Genomic DNA, 18,925 nt, shown 5'->3' with positions numbered 1-18,925 from the left:
TCCGCGACGGAAGGAAGCTGCATCGCAAGCCGGAAGGGGATCGCAAGGGGTGACAACCGAAGACGATGATGGGCCAGAGGACAACGGAACCACTCTGCCGCGTAGGCAACTCGGCCGTTTACTGCGAGAAGCACGGACGCGGGCGGGCCTGAGCTTGGAGGTGGCCGCGCGAACACTCGGCTGGGGTAACGCAACGATTAGCAGACTGGAGAACGGCCGCAACAAAACCGTCAGGGCGACAGATCTTGACGCCCTGGGCGGGCTATACGGGGTCGAGGCGGAAGACCTTGTGGCATGGAAGGAGCTTGCAGGACAGGCGCCTGTCCGGTCGTGGCTACGAACCTACAGTGATGTACTCGAGCCGAAGTTCAACACGTACGTCGAACTTGAATCCGCCGCAAGTGAATTGGCTATATTTCAGCCGCTCATCATCCCCGGTCTGCTCCAAACTCACGACTACGCGCAGGCCATGAACCGAGCAAGGCAGCCGCGAGTCCCCGACGCGGATTTGGAACGGTTGGCAGCCGTTCGGGCTCGACGTCAGCACCTGCTCACGCGGCCCCGGAATCCGTGCAAACTTACGGCCGTGATACATGAGAATGCGCTGCGGACCACCATCGGTAACCCGCAGGTGATGGCTGATCAGTGTCGACATGCGGCGGACATGAGCACGCTCGAGAACATCGAGTTACGCATACTCAGGCAAGAAGCTGGCTTGCCAACCGGCAGACTCGTCACCCCGTTCATTGTGATGACCTTTCCGAAGGACGTACAAGGCAAACCGGTGGAACCGTCTGTCATCTATGCGGAGAGCTACACAGGGGATGCGTACCTCGAGAAGCGCGACGACGTGCAACGTTGTCGGCACACGTTCCGTACGCTGGTTGGGGCGACGATGGATGCTCGGTCGAGTCGCGTCCTATTGAGAGAAATAGCAAGGAGTTATAACGGTGAACGCTGAAGTCGACCTGACGGGGGCGAAGTGGTTCAAATCACGCCACAGTTCGGGGGGCAGCGGCGAATGCGTGGAGGTCGCACACCTTGACGGAGGCATGGTCGGCGTGCGGGACTCCAAGAACCCGACCGGCCCCGCGCTGGTCTTCAAGCCCAGCGAATGGGACGCCTTCACGGCTGGCGTGAACGACGGCGAGTTCGACCGGACGTAGGTCGAGGTAGCAAATCGGCCCCAGCTTTCTCAGAGGCCGTCTGCATGCCCGGAGTGTCCGTGCCGTAAGGAGTTGTGACAGTGAACGTCGAGGTCGACCTAACCGCCGCGCAGTGGTTCAAGTCCCGACGTAGCGAAGCCGGAAAAGAGTGCGTTGAGGTGGCCTTCCTCGACGGTGACCACGTCGGAATGCGGGACTCGAAGAACCCGACCCGTCCCGCGTTGGTGTTCACTCCGTCCGAGTGGGACGCCTTCACCGCTAGCGTGAACGACGGCGAGTTCGATCGCGCGTAGTCCCGAAACAGCAAAGCGGCCCTCAGTTTTCGATCGACTGGGGCCGCTTTTGCGTGTCCGCCTGCCACGTATTCGGACTACTTGTTGAGGAAAATGCCTGCGATATCGGCTTTTTTGATCGGGGTGTCCTGATTGACCTGCGCACCGCAGAGCAGATCCACCTGGATCATCGTCGCATCGACCGCCGTGCCCGCGGGCTCGTGATCATCGTTGGTCTGCTGCTTGATGAATTTGGTGATCGTCGTGCGCTTGGTGTCCTGATCCTGTTTGACGTAATCGCGGCAGGTGGTGTCCCCACCCTGGTTGAGCGCCCGCTCGATTTCGGTGCAACCGGCCAGCAGTGCCGCGACGGCCGCGACGCCGAGTCCGGTCCGTAAGAGCGTGGCGTTCATAGAGATCCTCCTGGCGCTTCGGCGGGCGACCATGCCCGCGACGACGCGTACAGCCTAGGGCAATGGCCGGTTACGGTCGGAACGTGCGCAGCGGCACATTCATCTCCGCCGATGTGAGCGAACCATGATGTCCGATCAGCCTGGATTCCAGCGGTTCGGCGCCGGTGCGCACGACACCGCGCAGACCACGGGCCGCGACCACGAGATCGCCGATGCGCTCGGCGATATGCGGTGCCACGGTGGGGCCGAACCAGCCGCGGTCGATCGCCTCGGCGCGGGGGATGACATCGAAGTCGACGCCCAGGAATTCCTGCCATGTCGCTGCCACATCGGCGGTGGCGCCATCCACGGTGAAGACGTGACGGGCGCGCGGTTCGCCACCGAGTAGGCGTACGCCGTCGCGCAGTACCTCGGTCTTGTCGTAATCGATACGGTCGACAAGTTCCACCATGCCGTGATCGGCGGTGACGATGAGCGCGGCATCGGGCGGCAGATGTTCGGCGATGGTCGCGGCCAGCCGGTCGACATGCGCGAGCTCCAAAAGCCAAGCGTCGGAGGATGGTCCGCGCACATGACCGGTCGTGTCGAGGTTGCCGTGGTAGGCGTAGACCAACGACCGCGAGCCCGCCCGCAATGCGATCGCGACGCCGTCGACGAAATCACCGACGGATACGTAGGGGCGGAATTCGCAGCCGCGCAGCACGGCCCTGGTCAGCCCGGAACCCGCCTGTAGGCGCGGCGCGACCTGGGCCACCGCGATACCGTCGGCGGCGGCGCGCTCGAAAACCGTGGCGGTGGGCTGGAATTGCTCCGGCACCAGATCGTGCAGCAGGTCGATCTTCGGTCCCGCGCCGTGTAGCCGCCAGGTCAGCGCATTCACCAGCCGGTCGTAGCCGGGCACGTGTATCAGGTATCCGGTGAACCCGTGTTCACCGGGGGGCACACCGACCCCGAGTGAACTCAGACTGACCGTCGTCGTGCTCGGGAAGCCGGCCGTCAGCGTGCGTCGCGCCAGCGCCGACAGGAACGGCGCCGCATCGGAATTCGCGGCGAGCGCATCCGCGCCGAGACCGTCGATCAGCAGTACACAGATCCGATCGGCGGCGAGTTCGAGGCCGAGCCGGTCGACCTCGCCGGGTACGCCGAGCCCGGCGAGGAGTGAGGGGAAAAGATCAGCCAGGGAGCCCGTGCCGTAATCAGGCAACACAGCGTCGCGCAGCGACTCCGTGGGTGGTGGTGGTCGGGCGGCGGGCGGACTGAACACGAACTCAGGGTACTCAGGCCTGGCCGGTCTCGAATCGACTGATTTTGCCGTCGTGCACGATAAAGCGCCAGGCGGTGCGCATCGAACCCCAGCGGGAGTTCGTGTAGTCGGCAACCAATTCGGTGCCGTTGTCACCGACCGATTCGACATTCATGCGCCCATTGCTGCCGAAGATCTCGGAATCGGTCCACTGGACCAGATTGCGCTCCACACCGTCATCGGACATGGTCGCATCGTCGGTGAGGATGGCGTAGAAGCGGTCCTGGTCGCTGTCGTTGAGCGCGGCGACGAATTCCTGGACCGTGGGATCGAGCTGCTGTGTCATCGGAACATCCCTCTCGAAGAGTGCGGGTGCATCGGACAGCAAATGTTCGGCTTCACTCTAGTGTCGGGTGTGCCCGCGCGGGCGTCACGCGCCGGGACCGAGCAATGCAGTGAAGGTGCGCATGATGTCCTCGACCAGTGTGGGCGCGGTGGTCCCGAGCTGGATGCTGCGTTTTTCGAGCTGACCGTCCAGCCACAGCGAGGCCATGCCGTGCGCCAGACTCCACCACATGACGGCCAGCGTGTCGGCCTTATCGGCGGGCAGCAACCCGGCGGCGACGGCGTCGGCGATGCTGTCGGCAAGGACATCGAAGGCCGCATCGCCCGCGGCCGCCGCGTCCGGATGCTTATCGGGTTGCGAGAGTTCCGGACGGAACATCAGACGGAAGTAGCCGGGATTTTCCTGGGAGAACCGCACATAGGTTTCGGCCAGCGCGGTCAGTGCTTGTAACGGGCTGACGGCGGCGGCGCGTGCGTCGGCCAAATCGCTGCCGAGCTGTCGGAAACCCTCGGTCGACAGGGCGGCGAGCAATGCCGAGCGATCAGCGAAATGGTGGTACGGCGCGCCGGTGCTCACGCCCGCCTCGCGGGCCACCCGCCGCAGGCTTACCGCACCGAGGCCTTCGGTTTCGATCAGCCGCAGGCAGGCGGCGAGGAGCGTGTCGCGCAGCGCGCCGTGGTGGTAACTGGTCCGCGTCACCAATCGAGCGTATTCGACACCTGCTGGACAGCCTAACTATGCAGTGCTTAGATGATCTGAGCGGCGCTCAGATGAGCTGTTCGCATCTCCTCCTTCGAAGCGGGTAAGCATATGAGTTCACGGGTACTCGTCACCGGCGCAACAGGATTCGTCGCTGGACACGTCATCGCGGAACTGCTCGAGCACGGATATGCCGTGCGTGGCACGGTTCGCGATCTCGGAAATGCGGATAAGCGCGCACATCTGGTGGCGCTTGCGGATCGGCTCGGCGGCGAGTTGGAGTTCGTCGCGGCGGATCTGAACGACAATGCGGGGTGGGCGGCGGCAGTTTCCGGCTGTGCGTACGTACTGCACGTGGCGTCACCGTTTCCCGCAACGCCGCCAGACGATGAACGGGAACTGATCGGTACCGCGGTCGACGGGACATTGCGGGTATTGCGGGCGTGTGCCGATGGCGGCGTTCAGCGGGTGGTGCTCACCTCTTCGATCGCCGCGGTGACCTACGGCCATGAGACGGATGCGGTGCGCACCGAAGCCGATTGGTCGGTGGTCGAACGCAGTGCCGCCTATCAGAAGAGCAAGACACTGGCCGAGCGGGCGGCATGGGATTTCGCGGTGGATTCGGGTCTGGAGCTGGTGGTGGTGAATCCCGGAATGATATTGGGCCCATTGCAATCCGCGGCGACGAGCACCTCACACGAACCGGTGCGCCGACTGCTCGCCCACGACGCGCCGGGTTCACCTCGGGTGGGGTGGGCAGTGGTGGATGTGCGGGATCTGGCGGTGGCGCATCGGCTTGCACTGGAGTCTGCCGCAGCGGTCGGGAATCGGTATATCTGTGCGGGCGAACATGTCTGGATGGCGGATATGGGGCGAATGCTTGCCGAGGAATTCGGGCCGCGTGGATACCGGGTACCGACTCGGGTGATCCCGGATGTTCTCGTGCGGGCGATCGCCCTGTTCGACAAGGGGATTCGATTGACGGTGCCGATGTTGGGCCGCACCGAACAGCTCAGCTACGAGAAGGCGCGGCGGGAACTCGGATGGTCGATGCGACCGGTGCGGGAGACCGTCCTGGACACTGCGGAGAGTCTGATCGAGTTCGGCGTCGTGCCACGGGCGGCGGAGGCTTCGTCGCGGCGGACAGCCGTGAATGCGTAGGGGTGGACCGTGCTGATCGCGACACTCGTCATCGGCACCATCGGATTGGTGCGACGCTGGTTGGGCAGGCGGACATCGGAGACGAAACCCGATGTGCCGCAATGGCGAAATGCGTTGCGGCGGACCGTCAAGTCGTTCAAGCGGCCAGGTCCGGCATTGGCGGCGGTCGTGACATCGGCCGGGATGGTTTGGGTGGGACTGGTGCTCGCACCCTGCTGATCGGGCCTGGTAGACAGGAACGGTGACGGCTGCGCGACGCAAGTTCCGGTTCGGTGTCAATCTGCTCGCTCCCGCTTCGCGAGCGGAGTGGATACGAAAGTGTCGCAGGGCCGAGGAACTCGGGTACGACGTGATCGGTGTGGCCGATCACCTGGGGTTGCCCGCGCCGTTTCCGGCAATGATTCTCGCGGCCGAGGCCACCGAGCGGGTTCGGCTGACCACCCTCGTCTTGAACACACCCTTCTATAACGCGACGCTCTTGGCACGCGATGCCGCCACGGCCGATCAACTCACCGATGGACGCGTCGAGTTGGGGCTCGGAGCCGGATATGTCCGGGAGGAATTCGAAACGGCCGGAATCACTTTCGAGACCGCGGGCAAGCGGGTCGAGCAGTTGGCGACGACCGTCGCGACACTGCGGCGGTTGTTCGCCGATCCGGAGTATCAGCCGCGGCCCGTGCAGCCTTCGGGCCCGCCGCTGGTCATCGCCGGTTGGGGTGATCGGCTGCTGCGGGTCGCGGCCGAATATGCCGATATCGTCGCGCTGCCCGGTGCCGCACCGGCATACAACGGCGGTCCGCTGCAGTTCGTCGGACTCGACGCCACCGATGCGCGAATGACGTATCTACGCGAGTTGCTCGGGTCACGGGCCGAGGATGTCGAGCTGAATATCCTGCTGCAGCGGGTGGTTCCGCCGGATGAACGGTCGGCCGCACTGGAACTGTATGGGCCGCATCTGCCCGCCGATGCCGCCGACCAGCCGGAGGAGTTGCCCGCATTGCTGATCGGGACGCCGAAGGAAATGGCGCGGCAGCTGGAACAGCGCCGGGAACGGTTCGGATTCAGCTACGTCTCGGTACTCGAGAGCAGTATGGAGCCGATGGGCGCGGTAATCGAGTTGCTGCGCTGAACGCAGGACAGGCCACGGCAGGTCAGTCCGCGACATTGTGCGCGGCCAGCCAGTCGGCCGCCCGCTTGCGGGAGGCCCGGCTGAGCCAGGCGTCCTGGATGACCTCGGCCAACTCCTGCTTGCTGAGTTCACCTATGCGACTGCCGCGCACCAGGACAGACAGATGCCCGTCGAAATGCGGAGTGGTGAAGAACGGTGAATCCGGATCCTGCACCAGCGCGAGTTTGTCCGATTCCGAGGGCACCCAGATCACGATCACATCGGTATATCGTTCACCGGTGTCCGGATCGAATGCGTCGGGGCGCGGGTTGCGGAAGAAGACAAAGGATTTGCCGCCGACCTGGTACACCGCATTGCCGTGCGGACCGTCCACGCGGTTGACGAACGGCATGCCGGTGGCCAGTTCGTGCACGTCGGCCACCTTGGCTCGTCGCGAAACCCTTGCCATATCCAGCAGCGTAGACCGTGATCGCACAGCAGAGTTGAATCTTCAATGGGGAACGGTCGGTTTGCCATCGAACTCTCGACTCAACCTAGATGCGTACGCCATCATGAGATAGCGAATGTGAGCTCACACTAACGATGGGGTCAACGAGGTGGCACAATTCCGCACCCTCACCCGACAACGGGCCGCACTGGAAAAAGAATGGGCACGTTGGACGTCCGCTCCGAATAGCGCTTTCGGCATATCCGCGGACTCGACCTCGCTACGCAATGAGGTCATCCAATCCTGGCGGCGCTCGCTCACGACCGTCGATCCGAGTTGCACCGCGGCCCCCGGGCTAGATGATGTCCGCGAGCGCTGGACCGAATCCCCACTGCGCCAACCCATTACCGAACTCGCCGGTGATCTGCGCGGCATCTCCGAAGACTCCGGCTATCTCGCGGTCGTCACCGACGCCGCGGGCACCATTCTCTGGTCCTGCGGCGATCGTGCGCTGCGTCGTCAAGCCGAGGCGGTGAATTTCGCACCAGGCGGCTGCTGGGACGAAAGCCATATGGGCACCAACGGATTATCGCTCGCGCTGCACAGCGACCGCCCGACCACCGTCTTCTCCGCCGAACACCTGGTCGCCGCGCTACACGGCTGGGTCTGCTATTCCGCACCGATCCACGCACCCGACGGCCACCAGTTGGGTGTGCTCGATCTGTCCAGTTCCTGGGAGCGTTCGCATCCGATGGTGATGACCTCGGTCCGGGCGCTGGTCACCGCGGTCGAGACGATATTGCGTGCGGCCGCTCCGACACCCGCACGCGGCGTGCGGCTCGAATGTCTCGACGGCGCACGGCTGGTCCGCGATGGCAGGCCGGTGCCCTTGCCGCCGCGCCACCTGGAAATCCTGGCGTTGCTCGCCCTGGAGCCCGACGGGTTCACCCCCGAACAACTGCAGGCCGCGGTCTACGGCGACCGCCCGGTCTCCTCCAGCACGCTCAAGGCTGATGTCTCACATCTGCGCCGCACCACCGGCGGCGAGATCAGCAACCGCCGGTACATGCTCACCGGTCCGGTCTCCTGCGATGCGGTCGACCTGCTCGCCGCCATCCAGGCTGGCGACACGACCTCTGCGGTTTGGCTCTACCGTGGACCGCTGCTGCCCGGTTCGGACAGCCCACGTGTGCTGCAGTGGCGCAACCATCTCGATGTCGGGGTGCGCACCGCCGTACTGGCCAGCGACCGGGCGGATCACGCCGTTGCCTTCGGCGAGCGCTCCCCCGGCGATATCGAAGTGCACGAGCACGCGCTGCGATTGCTGCCCGCCGACGATGTGCGCCGCGCCGTGGTCGTCGCCCGGTTGTATACCGCACTGCGCTGCTGACGGCCCGCCGCGATAGCGGCACCAACCTCGCACCAACCTTCTCGGGACATAGTGGCCCGGCAGGCAAGATTCGCGAGGGAGCGCCTACACATGATCTACGCCAAACCGGGGTCTGCCACCGGCATCGTCACCTACGCCAGTCGCTACGACAACTTCATCGGTGGTGACTGGGCGGCCCCGATCGAGGGCAGGTACTTCGAGAACCCCTCCCCCGTCGATGGCGAGACCTTCTGCTCGGTGGCGCGCTCCTGTGCCGCCGATATCGATATGGCTCTCGAAGCCGCGCACAGCGCCGCCGCCAAATGGGCCGCCACCTCCCCCGCCGAGCGCGCGAATATCCTCAACAAGATCGCCGACCGGATCGAGCACAGCCTCGAACCCCTCGCCATCGCCGAAACCTGGGATAACGGCAAACCCGTGCGCGAAACCCTCGCCGCCGACCTGCCTTTAGCGGTGGACCACTTCCGCTACTTCGCCGGCGCCATTCGCGCCCAGGAGGGCAGCATCGCCGAAATCGATGTCGACACCATCGCCTACCACTTCCGTGAACCGCTCGGCGTGGTCGGTCAGATCATCCCGTGGAACTTCCCGATCCTGATGGCCGCGTGGAAGCTGGCTCCGGCCTTGGCGGCGGGCAACTGTGTGGTGCTCAAACCCGCCGAGCAGACCCCGGCATCGATTCTGCTGGTGATCGAGCTCATCGCGGATCTGCTGCCGCCCGGAGTTCTCAACGTGGTCAACGGTTTCGGTGTCGAGGCGGGTAAGCCGCTGGCGGCGAGTCCGCGCGTGGCCAAGGTCGCCTTCACCGGCGAGACCACCACCGGACGGCTCATCATGCAGTACGCGAGCGAGAACATCATCCCGGTCAGCCTGGAGTTGGGTGGTAAGAGCCCCAATATCTTCCTGCCCGATGTCATGGCCGCCGATGACGAATTCCTGGACAAGGCCGTCGAGGGCTTTGTCATGTTCGCGCTCAACCAGGGCGAGGTGTGCACCTGTCCCTCGCGCGCGCTGATCCATTCGTCGATCTACGACGAATTCCTGGCCCGCTGCATCGAACGGACCCGAGCCATCAGGGGCGGTAATCCGCTCGACGACACCACCATGATCGGTGCCCAGGCCAGTAACGACCAATTCGAAAAGATCCTGTCCTATATCGATATCGGCAGGCGGGAAGGCGCCCGTGTGCTCACCGGTGGGGAAGCACGCAAGGTAGACGGACTGCCGGGTGGCTACTACATCCAGCCGACGATTTTCGAGGGCACCAATACGATGCGGATCTTCCAGGAGGAGATCTTCGGCCCAGTGGTGGCGGTGACCAGGTTCGACACCGTCGAAGAGGCGACCATGATCGCCAACGACACCCTCTACGGCCTCGGCGCCGGGGTGTGGACCAGGGATATCACCACGGCTTACCGGATGGGTCGGGCAATCAAGGCAGGGCGAGTATGGACCAATTGTTTCCACGCGTACCCTGCGCACGCCGCCTTCGGCGGGTACAAGAAGTCCGGCATCGGCCGGGAAAACCACAAAATGATGCTCGAGCACTACCAGCAGACCAAGAATCTGCTGGTCAGTTATTCACCGACAAAACTCGGGTTCTACTGATGCACGGCAGAGTAGCCCGCGTCGCGATCACCGAACGGGCACGAGAAGTGTTGCGCCGGTTGATAGAACAGCACGGACCGGTGCTGTTCCACCAATCCGGCGGCTGCTGCGACGGGAGTTCACCGATGTGCTTCGGAGTGCGCGAATTCCGGGTAGGCGGCGCGGATGTGCTGCTGGGTCGGTTGCCGTGGCATACCGAATTCTGGATCAGCGGTGATCAATTCGAACTGTGGAAACACACCCATCTCACCGTGGACGTGGTGACCGGGCGCGGCGGCGGATTCTCGCTGGAGGCGCCAGAGGGCGTGCGGTTCATCATCAGATCGCGCCTGCTGTCCGATGAGGAGACGGCGGCGTTGGCGGCGGGACCGCCACCGCGGACGGGAGCCGATCGGATGAGTTGACTACCGAAAACGCAGTCGTCGATACCTGATTCACGCCCGCGGGTGCGTCCGCGGGCGGCCAACCGGTGATCGGCCAGGGGGTCCGCAGCCCTGGGCCGACACCGCTAAGCCCCGCCGTCCCGCTGCAGACCGGGACGGCGGGGTGCGGTGTCTACCTGCCGGGCAGGAAACGGAAACCACGGACCAGCGTCATCAGCAGCCGCTGCCATTTGTCCCGCGAAATCACCGGCGGCGCATCGAGATTCATGAATCGCGTGACTACAACGGTCTGAGGTTCGGTGAACTTCAACAGACCGTCCGGGCCGTGCCTGCGCCCGACACCGGAGATGCCCATACCGCCCATCGGCGCGGCGGTGGTGCCCCAAGCCGGGGCATACCCCTCGTCGACGCAGACGGTGCCCGCATGCAACCGCTCGGCGATCCGCTCCCCCGCGGCCTTGCTCTGCGCCCAGACGCTCGCGTTCAGACCGTATTCGGTGTCATTGGCCAGCCCGATCGCCTCCTCCACGCTCTCGACCGGGTAGATCGAGACCAGCGGACCGAAGGTTTCGTTGCGGCCGCATTCCATCTCGTCGGTGACATCGGCGAGCACGGTGGGTTCGAAAAACAGCGGTCCCAGATCCGGACGCGCTTTGCCGCCCGCGAGCACCTGAGCGCCCTTGGAGGTCGCGTCGGCGACATGTTTGGACACGGTCTCCAATTGCGCTTCGGAGATCAGGCTGCCGATATCGGCCGAATAATCGTAGTCCGCACCGAGTTTCGCGGCCTGTACGGCGGCAACGAACTTCTCGGTGAACTCCGCGGCGACCGCCTTCTCCACATACAGCCGTTCGATCGAAATACACAGTTGACCCGCATTGGAGAAACAGGCGCGCACCGCGGCCTTGGCGGCCTTGTCCAGTTTCGCGCCGCGGGTGACGATCATCGGGTTCTTGCCGCCGAGTTCCGCGGAGAATCCTATGAGCCTGCGCCCGCACTGTTCGGCCAGGGTGCGACCGGTGGCGGAGGAGCCGGTGAACATCAGGTAGTCGCAATTGTCCACGATGGCGGTGCCGACGACGGTGCCCGGTCCGGGGACGACGGCGAGCAGGTCACGGGGCAGTCCGGCCTGGTACAGCAGTTCGGCGCTGGCCAGCGCGGAAAACGGGGTCTGACTATCCGGTTTGACGATCACCGCATTGCCCGCGAGTAGCGCCGGGATCGAATCGCCGATGGACAGCAGCATCGGATAGTTCCACGGCGCGACCACACCGACGACGCCCTTGGGCTGGTGGCGCACCGTCGCTCGGTTGAGCACCGGGAAGGCGCCGGGCACGCGGTGTGCGTCGAGCAGATCTGGTGCGACCCCGGCGAAATAGCGGGCCGCGAACATCAGGCCCATGATCTCTTCCTGGGCGGCCCAGCGCGCCTTACCGGTTTCGGCCTGGATCACGTCCATCAGGAATTCGCGCTGTTCGACGACCAATTCGCGGTATCGCTCGAGTACCGCGGCACGATCCTTGGCCGGACGCGCGGCCCATCGGGCCTGCGCGGTCTCGGCCTTGTCGAATGCGGCCACCACGTCATCGGCGGTGCCGACCGGCACGCTGCCGAGTGGGTTGCCGGTGAAGGTTTCGGCGATCGTTTTGCGCGCACGGCCATCCGGATCAGCGATCGCGGCGATCGCGCTCAGGCGGTCGAACACTTCGGCTTTCGGCGCGGGCATCGGTGCCTCCTACTTGTGAGTAACCCCCAGATACACACAACATACGCCGCGTCCGTTCTCAGTAGGAGCCTCTCCTCGGGGTTGGCGGATGACGACGCGTATTCGTCACCGGAAGTACTGCAAGAACACCCTGCTGATGCTGGTCCAGCATCTCATCGAACGGGCCGGCGCAAGTACTACGGAAATGTCAACTCGAGTCCCGCTCAGCAGGACATGCGCAACGAAATGGTCACAACTGGTTTAGATTATGGCGATGTTCAGAGCGAGGCTCGGGGTCCGAACACGGATTCTGGCGATCGCGCTCGTGCCGAGCCTGACTCTGCTCGTGGTCGGCGTGGGTGCGGCGGGATATCTGGTTGCCGAGGGAAATAAGGCCAAGGACTGGGCGGCCCAGAATCAGCAGGCCATACCCTCCACCCGCGAATTGCTGGAGGCGGTCCAGAGCGAACGCCAGCTTACGTTGGCCGCGCTGACCGGCGACGAGACCGCAACCCCCGCACTAGGTGTGGCCAGGATGCGCCTCGATGGCGCGCTGAAGGGCCTGATCGATGCCTCCGCCGGACTCCGGGCGGTGGACGATTCGAAGATCGGCGATAACGCCGCGAACTTTATGACGCTGTCGACGTCGATGAACCAGGTCCGAACGCTCACCGATGCCGGCACCTTGCCCGTCCCGGACGCATACAACTTCTACAACCGACTGCTCGACATCATCTCCTTCGGCACCGAGATCGCCGAGCAGTCCGCACCGGACGCCACGATCGGCGTGCACATCGCCGACGGTATGCGAATCTTCCTGGTGGCCGAAGCGATGTCGCGCAGCACCGCGCTCGCGGGCATGATCGTCAATTCCAATGGGCCGACCCCCATTCCGATGGACGAGTACCTGCGCCAGATCGGCTTCTATCACGCCGAGGCCGCCAATCTCGCGGGCGAACTGGACCCGAAGCAGCAGGAGAGCCTGCACACGCTGATGGCGAGCCAGGCTTGGCAGCAGCTGATAGCCATGGAAAACGCGCTGGCCCAACGCAACACCACGGCAACGAGCACCACCTCCAACTCGTCGAGTTCATCCAGTTCGTCGAGCAGCTCCACCAAACAGGCGACGCCACCCGCCCTGCCGCTGAGCCCCCAGGAGTGGCACAGCGCGGCCGGCGAGGTGAACCGCGGGCTGATCGATGTGTGGATCGCCCAGAACAAGTACTCGCAGAAGTTGGCCGAAGACGAGGCCGCCGATGCCACCGCGCGATCGGCGTGGGCCGGTGGCGGTGTCATTGTGGTCAGCCTGCTGGCGTTCGTGATCGCGATCGTGCTGGCCAACCGAGTCATCAACCGGCTCAAGCGGCTTCGCGGTGAAACCCTGGCGCTGGCCGATGAGCGGCTGCCCGAGCTGATGCGCCGGCTCGGCGAGGGTGAGCTCATCGATCCGGAGGTCGAATCCGCGGAACTGGATTACGGTCACGACGAAATCGGTCAGGTGGCCAAGGCCTTCCAGCACGCGCATGCCGCGGCCGTCGCGGGTGCGGTGAACGAGGCCCGCACCCGTGAGGGTGTGAAGGCGGTCTTCCTGAATATCGCCCACCGCAGCCAGATCGTGGTGCACCGGCAGCTGGAGATTCTTGACAAGGCCGAAGAGCGCCAGGAGGATCCGGCCCTGCTGGACACCCTGTTCCGGCTCGATCACCTCGCCACCCGCGAGCGTCGCAATGCCGAGAACCTGATCATTCTCGGTGGCGGCCAGCCAGGGCGGCAGTGGCGCAATCCGGTGCCGCTGATCGATCTGGTGCGCAGCGCGGTCGGCGAAACCCTCGACTACGCAAGGGTTCGCGTGGCCCGGCTACCCGAGACGCATGTGCTCGGCTCGGTCGTGGCCGACCTCATCCATCTGCTCGCCGAACTGGTGGACAATGCGACCTCGTTCTCGCCACCACAGTCGCGGGTCGAGGTGAGCGGCAATGTGGTCGGCAAAGGCGTGGTCGCCGAGATCAGCGATCAGGGCATGGGCATGACCGAGGCCGAGATCGCCCGGGTCAACGAGATGTTGCGCAAGCCACCGGATTTCGGTGTCGCGGCGTTGTCTTCGGACTCCCGGCTCGGATTGTTCGTGGTCGCCCAGCTGGCCGCCAGGCACGGGGTATCGGTCCGGTTGTCGGAGTCCGACTACGGCGGCATCCGTGCCATCGTGCTCATCCCCTCGGCCCTGCTCGCCAATGAACAAGCCGCTCTGACAACGGATTCCGAGCCGCTGGAATCAGCGCGCAGGCGACGGCATCCGGTCCCGTTCGTCGACTCCTCCCCCTATGGTGGCGCTGAAACCGAGTCCGCGGTGCTCACCGCGCCGCCGCTGGCGCCGCCCGCCGTCGAAGCGCCGCCCACGTTCGAGGCGCCGCAGCCCACCGCGCCCGACACCAGGCCAGCGCTGCCGCGCCGCAACCGGCAAGCCAGCATCGCACCGCAACTGGCGCAATCGACTCCGGCCGAACCCGAAGCCGAGCAGCCACCGGAGCGGGAACGTTCGGCGGAGCAGGCGCGAGATCTGATGTCCGCCATCGAAAACGGGACCAGGCAGGGCCGCCGTGCCGTCCCCGATGCCGTGCTGCCAGAGGTGGCGGCCGCCGAGCAATTCGGCACCTATCAGGGACCGAGCGGTAAACACTCGGATGAACAGGAAGGTAACGGTGACTTCTTCCAGCCCCGGTGACCTCAACTGGTTACTCGACGACCTCGTCGACCGCCTCGCCGGCGTACGCTACGCAGTAGTACTATCCACCGACGGCCTACTCCTCGGCCGCTCCACCACCATGACCCGCGAAGACGCCGAACACTTCGCCGCCATGTCCTCCACCCTCTACGGCCTCGCCCGCAGCGCCGGAGCCCGCTTCGACGGCGGCAGCGTCCGCCAAGCCGTCATCGAACTCGACCGCGCGATACTGTTCGTCACCTCCGCCGGCGACAACGCCTGCCTAGCACTACAAGCCGCCGAAACAGCCAACCTCGGCATGGTCGCCTACGAAATGAACGTCACCGTCCAACGCGTCGGCACCTACCTATCCACCCCAGCACGACTGCCATGACACACCACGGCGGGCAATGGTACGACGAACAAGCCGGCCCACTGGTCCGGCCCTACGCACTCACCCGCGGGCGGGTGATGGGAGCAGGCCACGACCTGGACATGCTCACCGTGGTCGTCACCACCGACCCACCACCCACCCTGCGGCGAGCCGAACCGGAATACGCGGATATCGTGCGACTCTGCCGCGCACCACAATCCGTCGCCGAGGTCGCGGCCCACCTGAAACTCCCCCTAGCGGTCACCAAGATCCTCGTCGGCGACCTGATCGGCGAGGGCCACCTGATCTTCCGGGCACCGGTCCAGCCGGAAGCAGGCCCCGGCGATCTCAACATATTGCGAGCGGTACTGGATGGCATCCGAAAACTTTGACCCCACCCACCCCAGTGCGACACCACAACTGGCGGCCTCGGTCAAAATCCTCATCGCCGGCGGATTCGGCGTCGGCAAAACAACCATGGTGTCCTCCATCAGCGAGGTCGCGCCACTGCGCACCGAGGAGTTGATCACCGAAGTCTCCACCGGGGTCGACGACCTATCCGGCGTCGAACACAAAACCACCACAACCGTGGCTCTGGACTTCGGACGCATCACCATCGACCGCGACCTCGTCCTCTACCTATTCGGCACCCCCGGCCAAGACCGATTCTGGTTCCTCTGGGACGAACTCTCCCGCGGCGCACTCGGCGCAATCGTCATCGCCGACACCCGTCGGCTCGGCAATTCCTTTGCCGCCGTGGACTACTTCGAACGCCGCGGACTGGCATTCCTGGTCGCGGTCAACTGCTTCCAGGGCGCACCCGTCTACACCATCGATGAGGTACGCGACGCACTCGACCTCGATGACCACATCCCGGTCATGCTGTGCGACGCCCGCGACCGCACCTCCAGCAAAGAAGTACTACTCAACCTGGTACAACACCTCATCGAACGGGCCGGGCGGTCTCCGGTCGCCACCTGATCGCGGCTACCGGTATTCGAGCCTGGCGCTGATGTGGTGGCCGGCGATGCCGTCCACCTTCCAGTCGATGAGGCAGCCGACGAGACGGCGTTCGGCATGTTCACCGAGCGCCGGTTCGAGAGTGGCCAGCCAGGCGCCCGCACGTTTCACCGGCCCCCCACGATCCGCACGTGATTCACCACCGCATCTGCGGGCCCTGCCCATGCCCCATTCAGACTTGATGCCACCAGGAGATGAACAGCACCACCCCACCGACGACCAACAACAGCGATACCGGAAGGGGCCACCACGGACCGTGCCGACCGAGTAACCGGCGGGTCAGGCGCACTTGCACTGCACCGAATCCGGCCAGCGCCAGACCCCATACGGGCAGTAGCCCGACCCCGAGCAGTGCATGCACCGCCCAGGCTCCGGCCAGCGTCGGACCACCCCAGGAGTGCTCGAGATCGTTGTCCGCGATGAGTGGATAGAAGATTCCGCGTACCGCGGCGATGGTCGCCAGGAAGGCAAAAAACCAGGTCAGCAGGCCGACCGCACCGGCCAGCACCGAATGCGCGACCGCACGCACTGCCAGACGATCTCGCGGCGCGATGAAAATGCCCAGCAATCGGCGCGGGACGCGAAACCGGCTCGCTATCGGGCCGAGGCCGATTACCGGCGCAACCAACGCGTATGCGGCCCAACGCAACAGTGAGCGAACCGTGGTCATGCCATCGACCGTATCCCGCGCGGCGGATGCGCGGGCACCTCAGGCCAGTCGGCCCGCATCGACCAGGTCGTCGAACAGCAGCTGATCGACCGGCGGCACCAACGCGCGATCCGCATAGGAGAACCACGCGACCTCTTCGATCTCACTACTCGCCGCGAGGATGCCACGATAGTCGGCGGTGTAGCAGCTCATCCGTACGATCACATCGTTGGCCGGCCCGTGCAGTGCGGCCTCGTACGTGCCGACGTGGGCGACGGTTTCCGGAACCAGCGCGACGGTCAACTCCTCTTCGATCTCGCGCAGCAGCGTCTGCAGATCGGACTCCGCACCCTCGCGTTTGCCGCCCGGAATGTAGAAGATGTCCTTGCCTTTAGGTCGTGCACAGAGGATGCGGCCGTCTTCGATGCGCACCCACGCGACCGTGTCGATCAACTTCCGCACTCGCCCATCCGCCACCGCCGCAGCCTAATGGACGTATCGATCAGTGGGCGTGCTGGAGGTCGGCGGGCAGGATCGAGCGGCCGCCCGCAGCGCCAGGACCGTCGACGGGGCTCAGGTCCTGCCCGTGCACCCGCTGGCCGCATTCGGCGCAGACCGGTTCGATCACGGTGGTCTTGCCGCAGGATTCGTGCACGGCCTGCACCGGCGGGCCGTCGGGCGCGGCCCACTGGTCACCCCATTGGCGCATGGCATTGACGACGAGCCAGAGCGAGCGACCTTTTGGGGTGAGCTGGTAGTCGTAGCGCACCGGATTTTCCTGGTAGGGCACCTTGACCATGATGTCGTGCGCGACAAGGTGTTCCAGGCGCTGGGTGAGTACATTGCGGGCGATGCCCAGACGTGCGCGGAAGTCGTCGAAGCGGCTCACGCCGAAGAGTGCGTCGCGCACGATCAGCAGCGTCCACCATTCGCCGACCACCTCCAGGCATTGGGCGACCGAGCAGTTCATCTCGTCGAAGCTGGTCCTGCGCATGCGCCTCAGCATAGTTGGTTGCTTCAAAGAACTCATCAGGAAGCGGCAGGTCCGTCGCATCCACCGCGGTCACCTTCGGTCGGCCGCGGATGGTTGCTACGCCACGTGGACGGTGAAACCGGTGTGGCCCATGGCTGCGGCGACGTGGTCGGCAGCGGCTTTCAGCTCGAGGGTCGGAGGCAGTGAGCCGTTGAAGGTGGTGATGGATAGGTCGTCGGCGCTGGTCTCCCAGGTGCCGGCGATGCGGCCGTCGAGGACCAGGATGGGAGAAATCCACCCTGCTGCCCGGCTTACTCGGGAGCGATGTTCGGTGGGAAGTAGTTCGGTGTCGCCGGTGCCCGGCCCCAGGACGTATTGGTCGAAGGCGCCCAAAAGGTGTACCGCGGTGCGGGCCGGTTTCGTGGCTGCCAGTTCGTCGGCATGTTCGGTGAGTATGTAGGCGCGCCTGCCTGAGATATCGACCTCGGTGAGTGCGTCCCCCAACTCCGAGAACCATCGACGCACCCTCGTCTTCTGGAGGCTGTTGCGGCTGAGCCAGGCATCGAAGGCTTCCGGGGTCGCCGGGCCGTATGCGCCGAGGTAACCGGTAATGGCTACAGGTGCGGCGGCATCGGGTTCGGGCAGGCCACGCCAACCGTTGACCAGATGGGCCGGGCTGGTGAACGTGACCCGATTACCTTGGGCGGGACCGTGACACAGCGCCCCCTGCCAGGCCAGCGGCTTGAGCAGCGCACCCCAGCCGGAGCGCAATTCCTCGCCGAGCCGATGGAATGCGGGGTCGGCGACCAGCGCGTCGACCAGTTCGTCCCGGCTGAGCACCACGCCATCGAGCACCTGCGCCACCGCATCGACCAGCGCCGCGACATCCTTGGGCGACGCCCCGAATGTGCGCTGCCAGGCGGGCTTTTCCCAGGTGCGGGCAGAACCGATCAAGGAAAGAACCGCGGCCGCCATATCAGGGGTGAGCGCGTGCAGAGTTCCGCGCATGGCCCAGGTCTTCATCAGGGTGCCCGCCGCCAATTCCGGTAGCAGCGCACCTGGATCGGGTTTGCTGCGCCGCAGCGCCACCGCGAGATCGGCGGCCGCGGTCACCTGAGCCTGCACACCGCACAGGCGCTCGACGATCTCGGTGACACCGACATCGTCAGGTGACATGACGAATTGCCTGCGCAGTCGCCAAGCGAAAACCTGCTCCCAGGTGACGTGCACCTATGCCCCTCCTCTGTTCTGCCGGCCAACCGGACAC

Annotated in this window: 24 protein-coding genes; 13 read left to right on the top strand and 11 right to left on the bottom strand. The window is 65.0% G+C overall.

Features of this window, described 5'->3' with window-relative positions; all coding sequences use genetic code 11:
- Window positions 1–49: 49 nt before the first annotated feature.
- The 3 genes from ACIBJI_RS21270 to ACIBJI_RS21260 all read left to right on the top strand — a co-directional run bounded on the left by ACIBJI_RS21270 (window position 50) and on the right by ACIBJI_RS21260 (window position 1,459).
- Window positions 50–961 (top strand): helix-turn-helix domain-containing protein, encoded by a 912-nt coding sequence (locus ACIBJI_RS21270; RefSeq protein WP_396956785.1) that lies wholly within the window; start codon window positions 50–52, stop codon window positions 959–961.
- Entirely contained in the window at window positions 951–1,166 is a 216-nt protein-coding gene (locus ACIBJI_RS21265; protein WP_396956784.1) for a DUF397 domain-containing protein, read from the top strand. The genes ACIBJI_RS21270 and ACIBJI_RS21265 overlap by 11 nt, the downstream gene beginning before the upstream one ends.
- Before the next feature lie 80 nt (window positions 1,167–1,246).
- Window positions 1,247–1,459, top strand: a complete 213-nt coding sequence (locus ACIBJI_RS21260; RefSeq protein WP_396956782.1) for a DUF397 domain-containing protein — start codon at window positions 1,247–1,249, stop codon at window positions 1,457–1,459.
- Between the two features lie 77 nt (window positions 1,460–1,536).
- Here ACIBJI_RS21260 and ACIBJI_RS21255 read toward each other — a convergent pair whose 3' ends face one another.
- The 4 genes from ACIBJI_RS21255 to ACIBJI_RS21240 form a co-directional block, all read right to left on the bottom strand.
- A complete protein-coding gene (locus ACIBJI_RS21255; RefSeq protein WP_364351237.1) occupies window positions 1,537–1,851 on the bottom strand; it encodes a hypothetical protein in 315 nt (104 codons plus the stop codon).
- Window positions 1,852–1,921: 70 nt separating this feature from the next.
- Window positions 1,922–3,115 (bottom strand): alkaline phosphatase family protein, encoded by a 1,194-nt coding sequence (locus ACIBJI_RS21250; protein WP_364351234.1) that lies wholly within the window; start codon window positions 3,113–3,115, stop codon window positions 1,922–1,924.
- A gap of 13 nt (window positions 3,116–3,128) precedes the next feature.
- A complete protein-coding gene (locus ACIBJI_RS21245) occupies window positions 3,129–3,440 on the bottom strand; it encodes a nuclear transport factor 2 family protein (RefSeq protein WP_364351231.1) in 312 nt (103 codons plus the stop codon).
- Window positions 3,441–3,524: 84 nt separating this feature from the next.
- Window positions 3,525–4,139 carry a TetR/AcrR family transcriptional regulator gene (locus tag ACIBJI_RS21240; protein ID WP_364351228.1) on the bottom strand — a complete coding sequence of 205 codons (615 nt, stop codon included), beginning with the start codon at window positions 4,137–4,139 and terminating at the stop codon, window positions 3,525–3,527.
- 111 nt (window positions 4,140–4,250) lie between these two features.
- On the opposite strand from ACIBJI_RS21240, the gene ACIBJI_RS21235 reads away from it, so the two are divergent.
- The 3 genes from ACIBJI_RS21235 to ACIBJI_RS21225 are packed head-to-tail and all read left to right on the top strand — an operon-like array spanning window position 4,251 to window position 6,429.
- Entirely contained in the window at window positions 4,251–5,300 is a 1,050-nt protein-coding gene (locus tag ACIBJI_RS21235) for an NAD-dependent epimerase/dehydratase family protein (RefSeq protein WP_364351225.1), read from the top strand.
- Between the two features lie 9 nt (window positions 5,301–5,309).
- On the top strand, window positions 5,310–5,519 hold the full coding sequence (locus tag ACIBJI_RS21230; RefSeq protein WP_364351222.1) for a hypothetical protein: 210 nt from the start codon (window positions 5,310–5,312) through the stop codon (window positions 5,517–5,519).
- A gap of 22 nt (window positions 5,520–5,541) precedes the next feature.
- A complete protein-coding gene (locus tag ACIBJI_RS21225) occupies window positions 5,542–6,429 on the top strand; it encodes a TIGR03621 family F420-dependent LLM class oxidoreductase (protein WP_397085384.1) in 888 nt (295 codons plus the stop codon).
- A 22-nt stretch (window positions 6,430–6,451) separates the two neighbouring features.
- Here the strand turns inward: ACIBJI_RS21225 and ACIBJI_RS21220 are convergent, their stop codons facing one another.
- A complete protein-coding gene (locus ACIBJI_RS21220) occupies window positions 6,452–6,877 on the bottom strand; it encodes an MmcQ/YjbR family DNA-binding protein (protein WP_329409618.1) in 426 nt (141 codons plus the stop codon).
- Window positions 6,878–7,025: 148 nt separating this feature from the next.
- Here ACIBJI_RS21220 and ACIBJI_RS21215 point away from each other — a divergent pair, with 148 nt between their 5' ends.
- The 3 genes from ACIBJI_RS21215 (at window position 7,026) to ACIBJI_RS21205 (ending at window position 10,258) form a co-directional block, all read left to right on the top strand.
- On the top strand, window positions 7,026–8,246 hold the full coding sequence (locus tag ACIBJI_RS21215) for a transcriptional regulator (RefSeq protein ID WP_364351214.1): 1,221 nt from the start codon (window positions 7,026–7,028) through the stop codon (window positions 8,244–8,246).
- Between the two features lie 90 nt (window positions 8,247–8,336).
- Window positions 8,337–9,854, top strand: a complete 1,518-nt coding sequence (locus tag ACIBJI_RS21210; protein WP_364351211.1) for an aldehyde dehydrogenase family protein — start codon at window positions 8,337–8,339, stop codon at window positions 9,852–9,854.
- Entirely contained in the window at window positions 9,854–10,258 is a 405-nt protein-coding gene (locus ACIBJI_RS21205; protein WP_364351208.1) for a DUF779 domain-containing protein, read from the top strand. The genes ACIBJI_RS21210 and ACIBJI_RS21205 overlap by 1 nt, the downstream gene beginning before the upstream one ends.
- Window positions 10,259–10,409: 151 nt before the next feature.
- Here ACIBJI_RS21205 and ACIBJI_RS21200 read toward each other — a convergent pair whose 3' ends face one another.
- Window positions 10,410–11,963: a succinic semialdehyde dehydrogenase gene (locus ACIBJI_RS21200; RefSeq protein WP_364351205.1), complete on the bottom strand. Its 1,554-nt coding sequence runs from the start codon at window positions 11,961–11,963 to the stop codon at window positions 10,410–10,412.
- Between the two features lie 253 nt (window positions 11,964–12,216).
- Between ACIBJI_RS21200 and ACIBJI_RS21195 the strand changes: the two genes are divergently transcribed.
- Genes ACIBJI_RS21195 through ACIBJI_RS21180 form a run of 4 tightly spaced genes read left to right on the top strand, consistent with a single transcriptional unit; the run spans window position 12,217 to window position 15,997 of the window.
- Window positions 12,217–14,664 (top strand): nitrate- and nitrite sensing domain-containing protein, encoded by a 2,448-nt coding sequence (locus ACIBJI_RS21195; protein WP_364351202.1) that lies wholly within the window; start codon window positions 12,217–12,219, stop codon window positions 14,662–14,664.
- Entirely contained in the window at window positions 14,642–15,037 is a 396-nt protein-coding gene (locus tag ACIBJI_RS21190; protein WP_364351199.1) for a roadblock/LC7 domain-containing protein, read from the top strand. The genes ACIBJI_RS21195 and ACIBJI_RS21190 overlap by 23 nt, the downstream gene beginning before the upstream one ends.
- Window positions 15,034–15,408 carry a DUF742 domain-containing protein gene (locus ACIBJI_RS21185; protein WP_364351196.1) on the top strand — a complete coding sequence of 125 codons (375 nt, stop codon included), beginning with the start codon at window positions 15,034–15,036 and terminating at the stop codon, window positions 15,406–15,408. The genes ACIBJI_RS21190 and ACIBJI_RS21185 overlap by 4 nt, the downstream gene beginning before the upstream one ends.
- The gene (locus ACIBJI_RS21180; RefSeq protein WP_364351193.1) at window positions 15,389–15,997 is read left to right on the top strand and encodes an ATP/GTP-binding protein; all 609 of its coding nucleotides are present in this window, start codon (window positions 15,389–15,391) and stop codon (window positions 15,995–15,997) included. Before ACIBJI_RS21185 ends, ACIBJI_RS21180 begins: the two co-directional genes overlap by 20 nt.
- A 6-nt stretch (window positions 15,998–16,003) precedes the next feature.
- On the opposite strand, the gene ACIBJI_RS21175 is transcribed toward ACIBJI_RS21180, so the two are convergent.
- From ACIBJI_RS21175 to ACIBJI_RS21155, 5 genes are all read right to left on the bottom strand, one after another.
- A complete protein-coding gene (locus ACIBJI_RS21175; RefSeq protein WP_364351190.1) occupies window positions 16,004–16,147 on the bottom strand; it encodes a hypothetical protein in 144 nt (47 codons plus the stop codon).
- Between the two features lie 61 nt (window positions 16,148–16,208).
- A complete protein-coding gene (locus tag ACIBJI_RS21170; RefSeq protein ID WP_364351187.1) occupies window positions 16,209–16,706 on the bottom strand; it encodes a sensor domain-containing protein in 498 nt (165 codons plus the stop codon).
- Between the two features lie 39 nt (window positions 16,707–16,745).
- Window positions 16,746–17,162: an NUDIX domain-containing protein gene (locus ACIBJI_RS21165; protein WP_364351184.1), complete on the bottom strand. Its 417-nt coding sequence runs from the start codon at window positions 17,160–17,162 to the stop codon at window positions 16,746–16,748.
- A 25-nt stretch (window positions 17,163–17,187) separates the two neighbouring features.
- Window positions 17,188–17,679, bottom strand: coding sequence for a helix-turn-helix domain-containing protein (locus ACIBJI_RS21160; RefSeq protein WP_364351181.1), 492 nt, complete (start codon window positions 17,677–17,679; stop codon window positions 17,188–17,190).
- Between the two features lie 96 nt (window positions 17,680–17,775).
- Window positions 17,776–18,888: a winged helix DNA-binding domain-containing protein gene (locus ACIBJI_RS21155; RefSeq protein ID WP_364351178.1), complete on the bottom strand. Its 1,113-nt coding sequence runs from the start codon at window positions 18,886–18,888 to the stop codon at window positions 17,776–17,778.
- Window positions 18,889–18,925: the final 37 nt, after the last annotated feature.

Source organism: Nocardia sp. NPDC050408 (assembly GCF_044458905.1).
Taxonomy (GTDB): domain Bacteria; phylum Actinomycetota; class Actinomycetes; order Mycobacteriales; family Mycobacteriaceae; genus Nocardia.
This window is presented reverse-complemented; position numbering and strand designations above follow the sequence as displayed.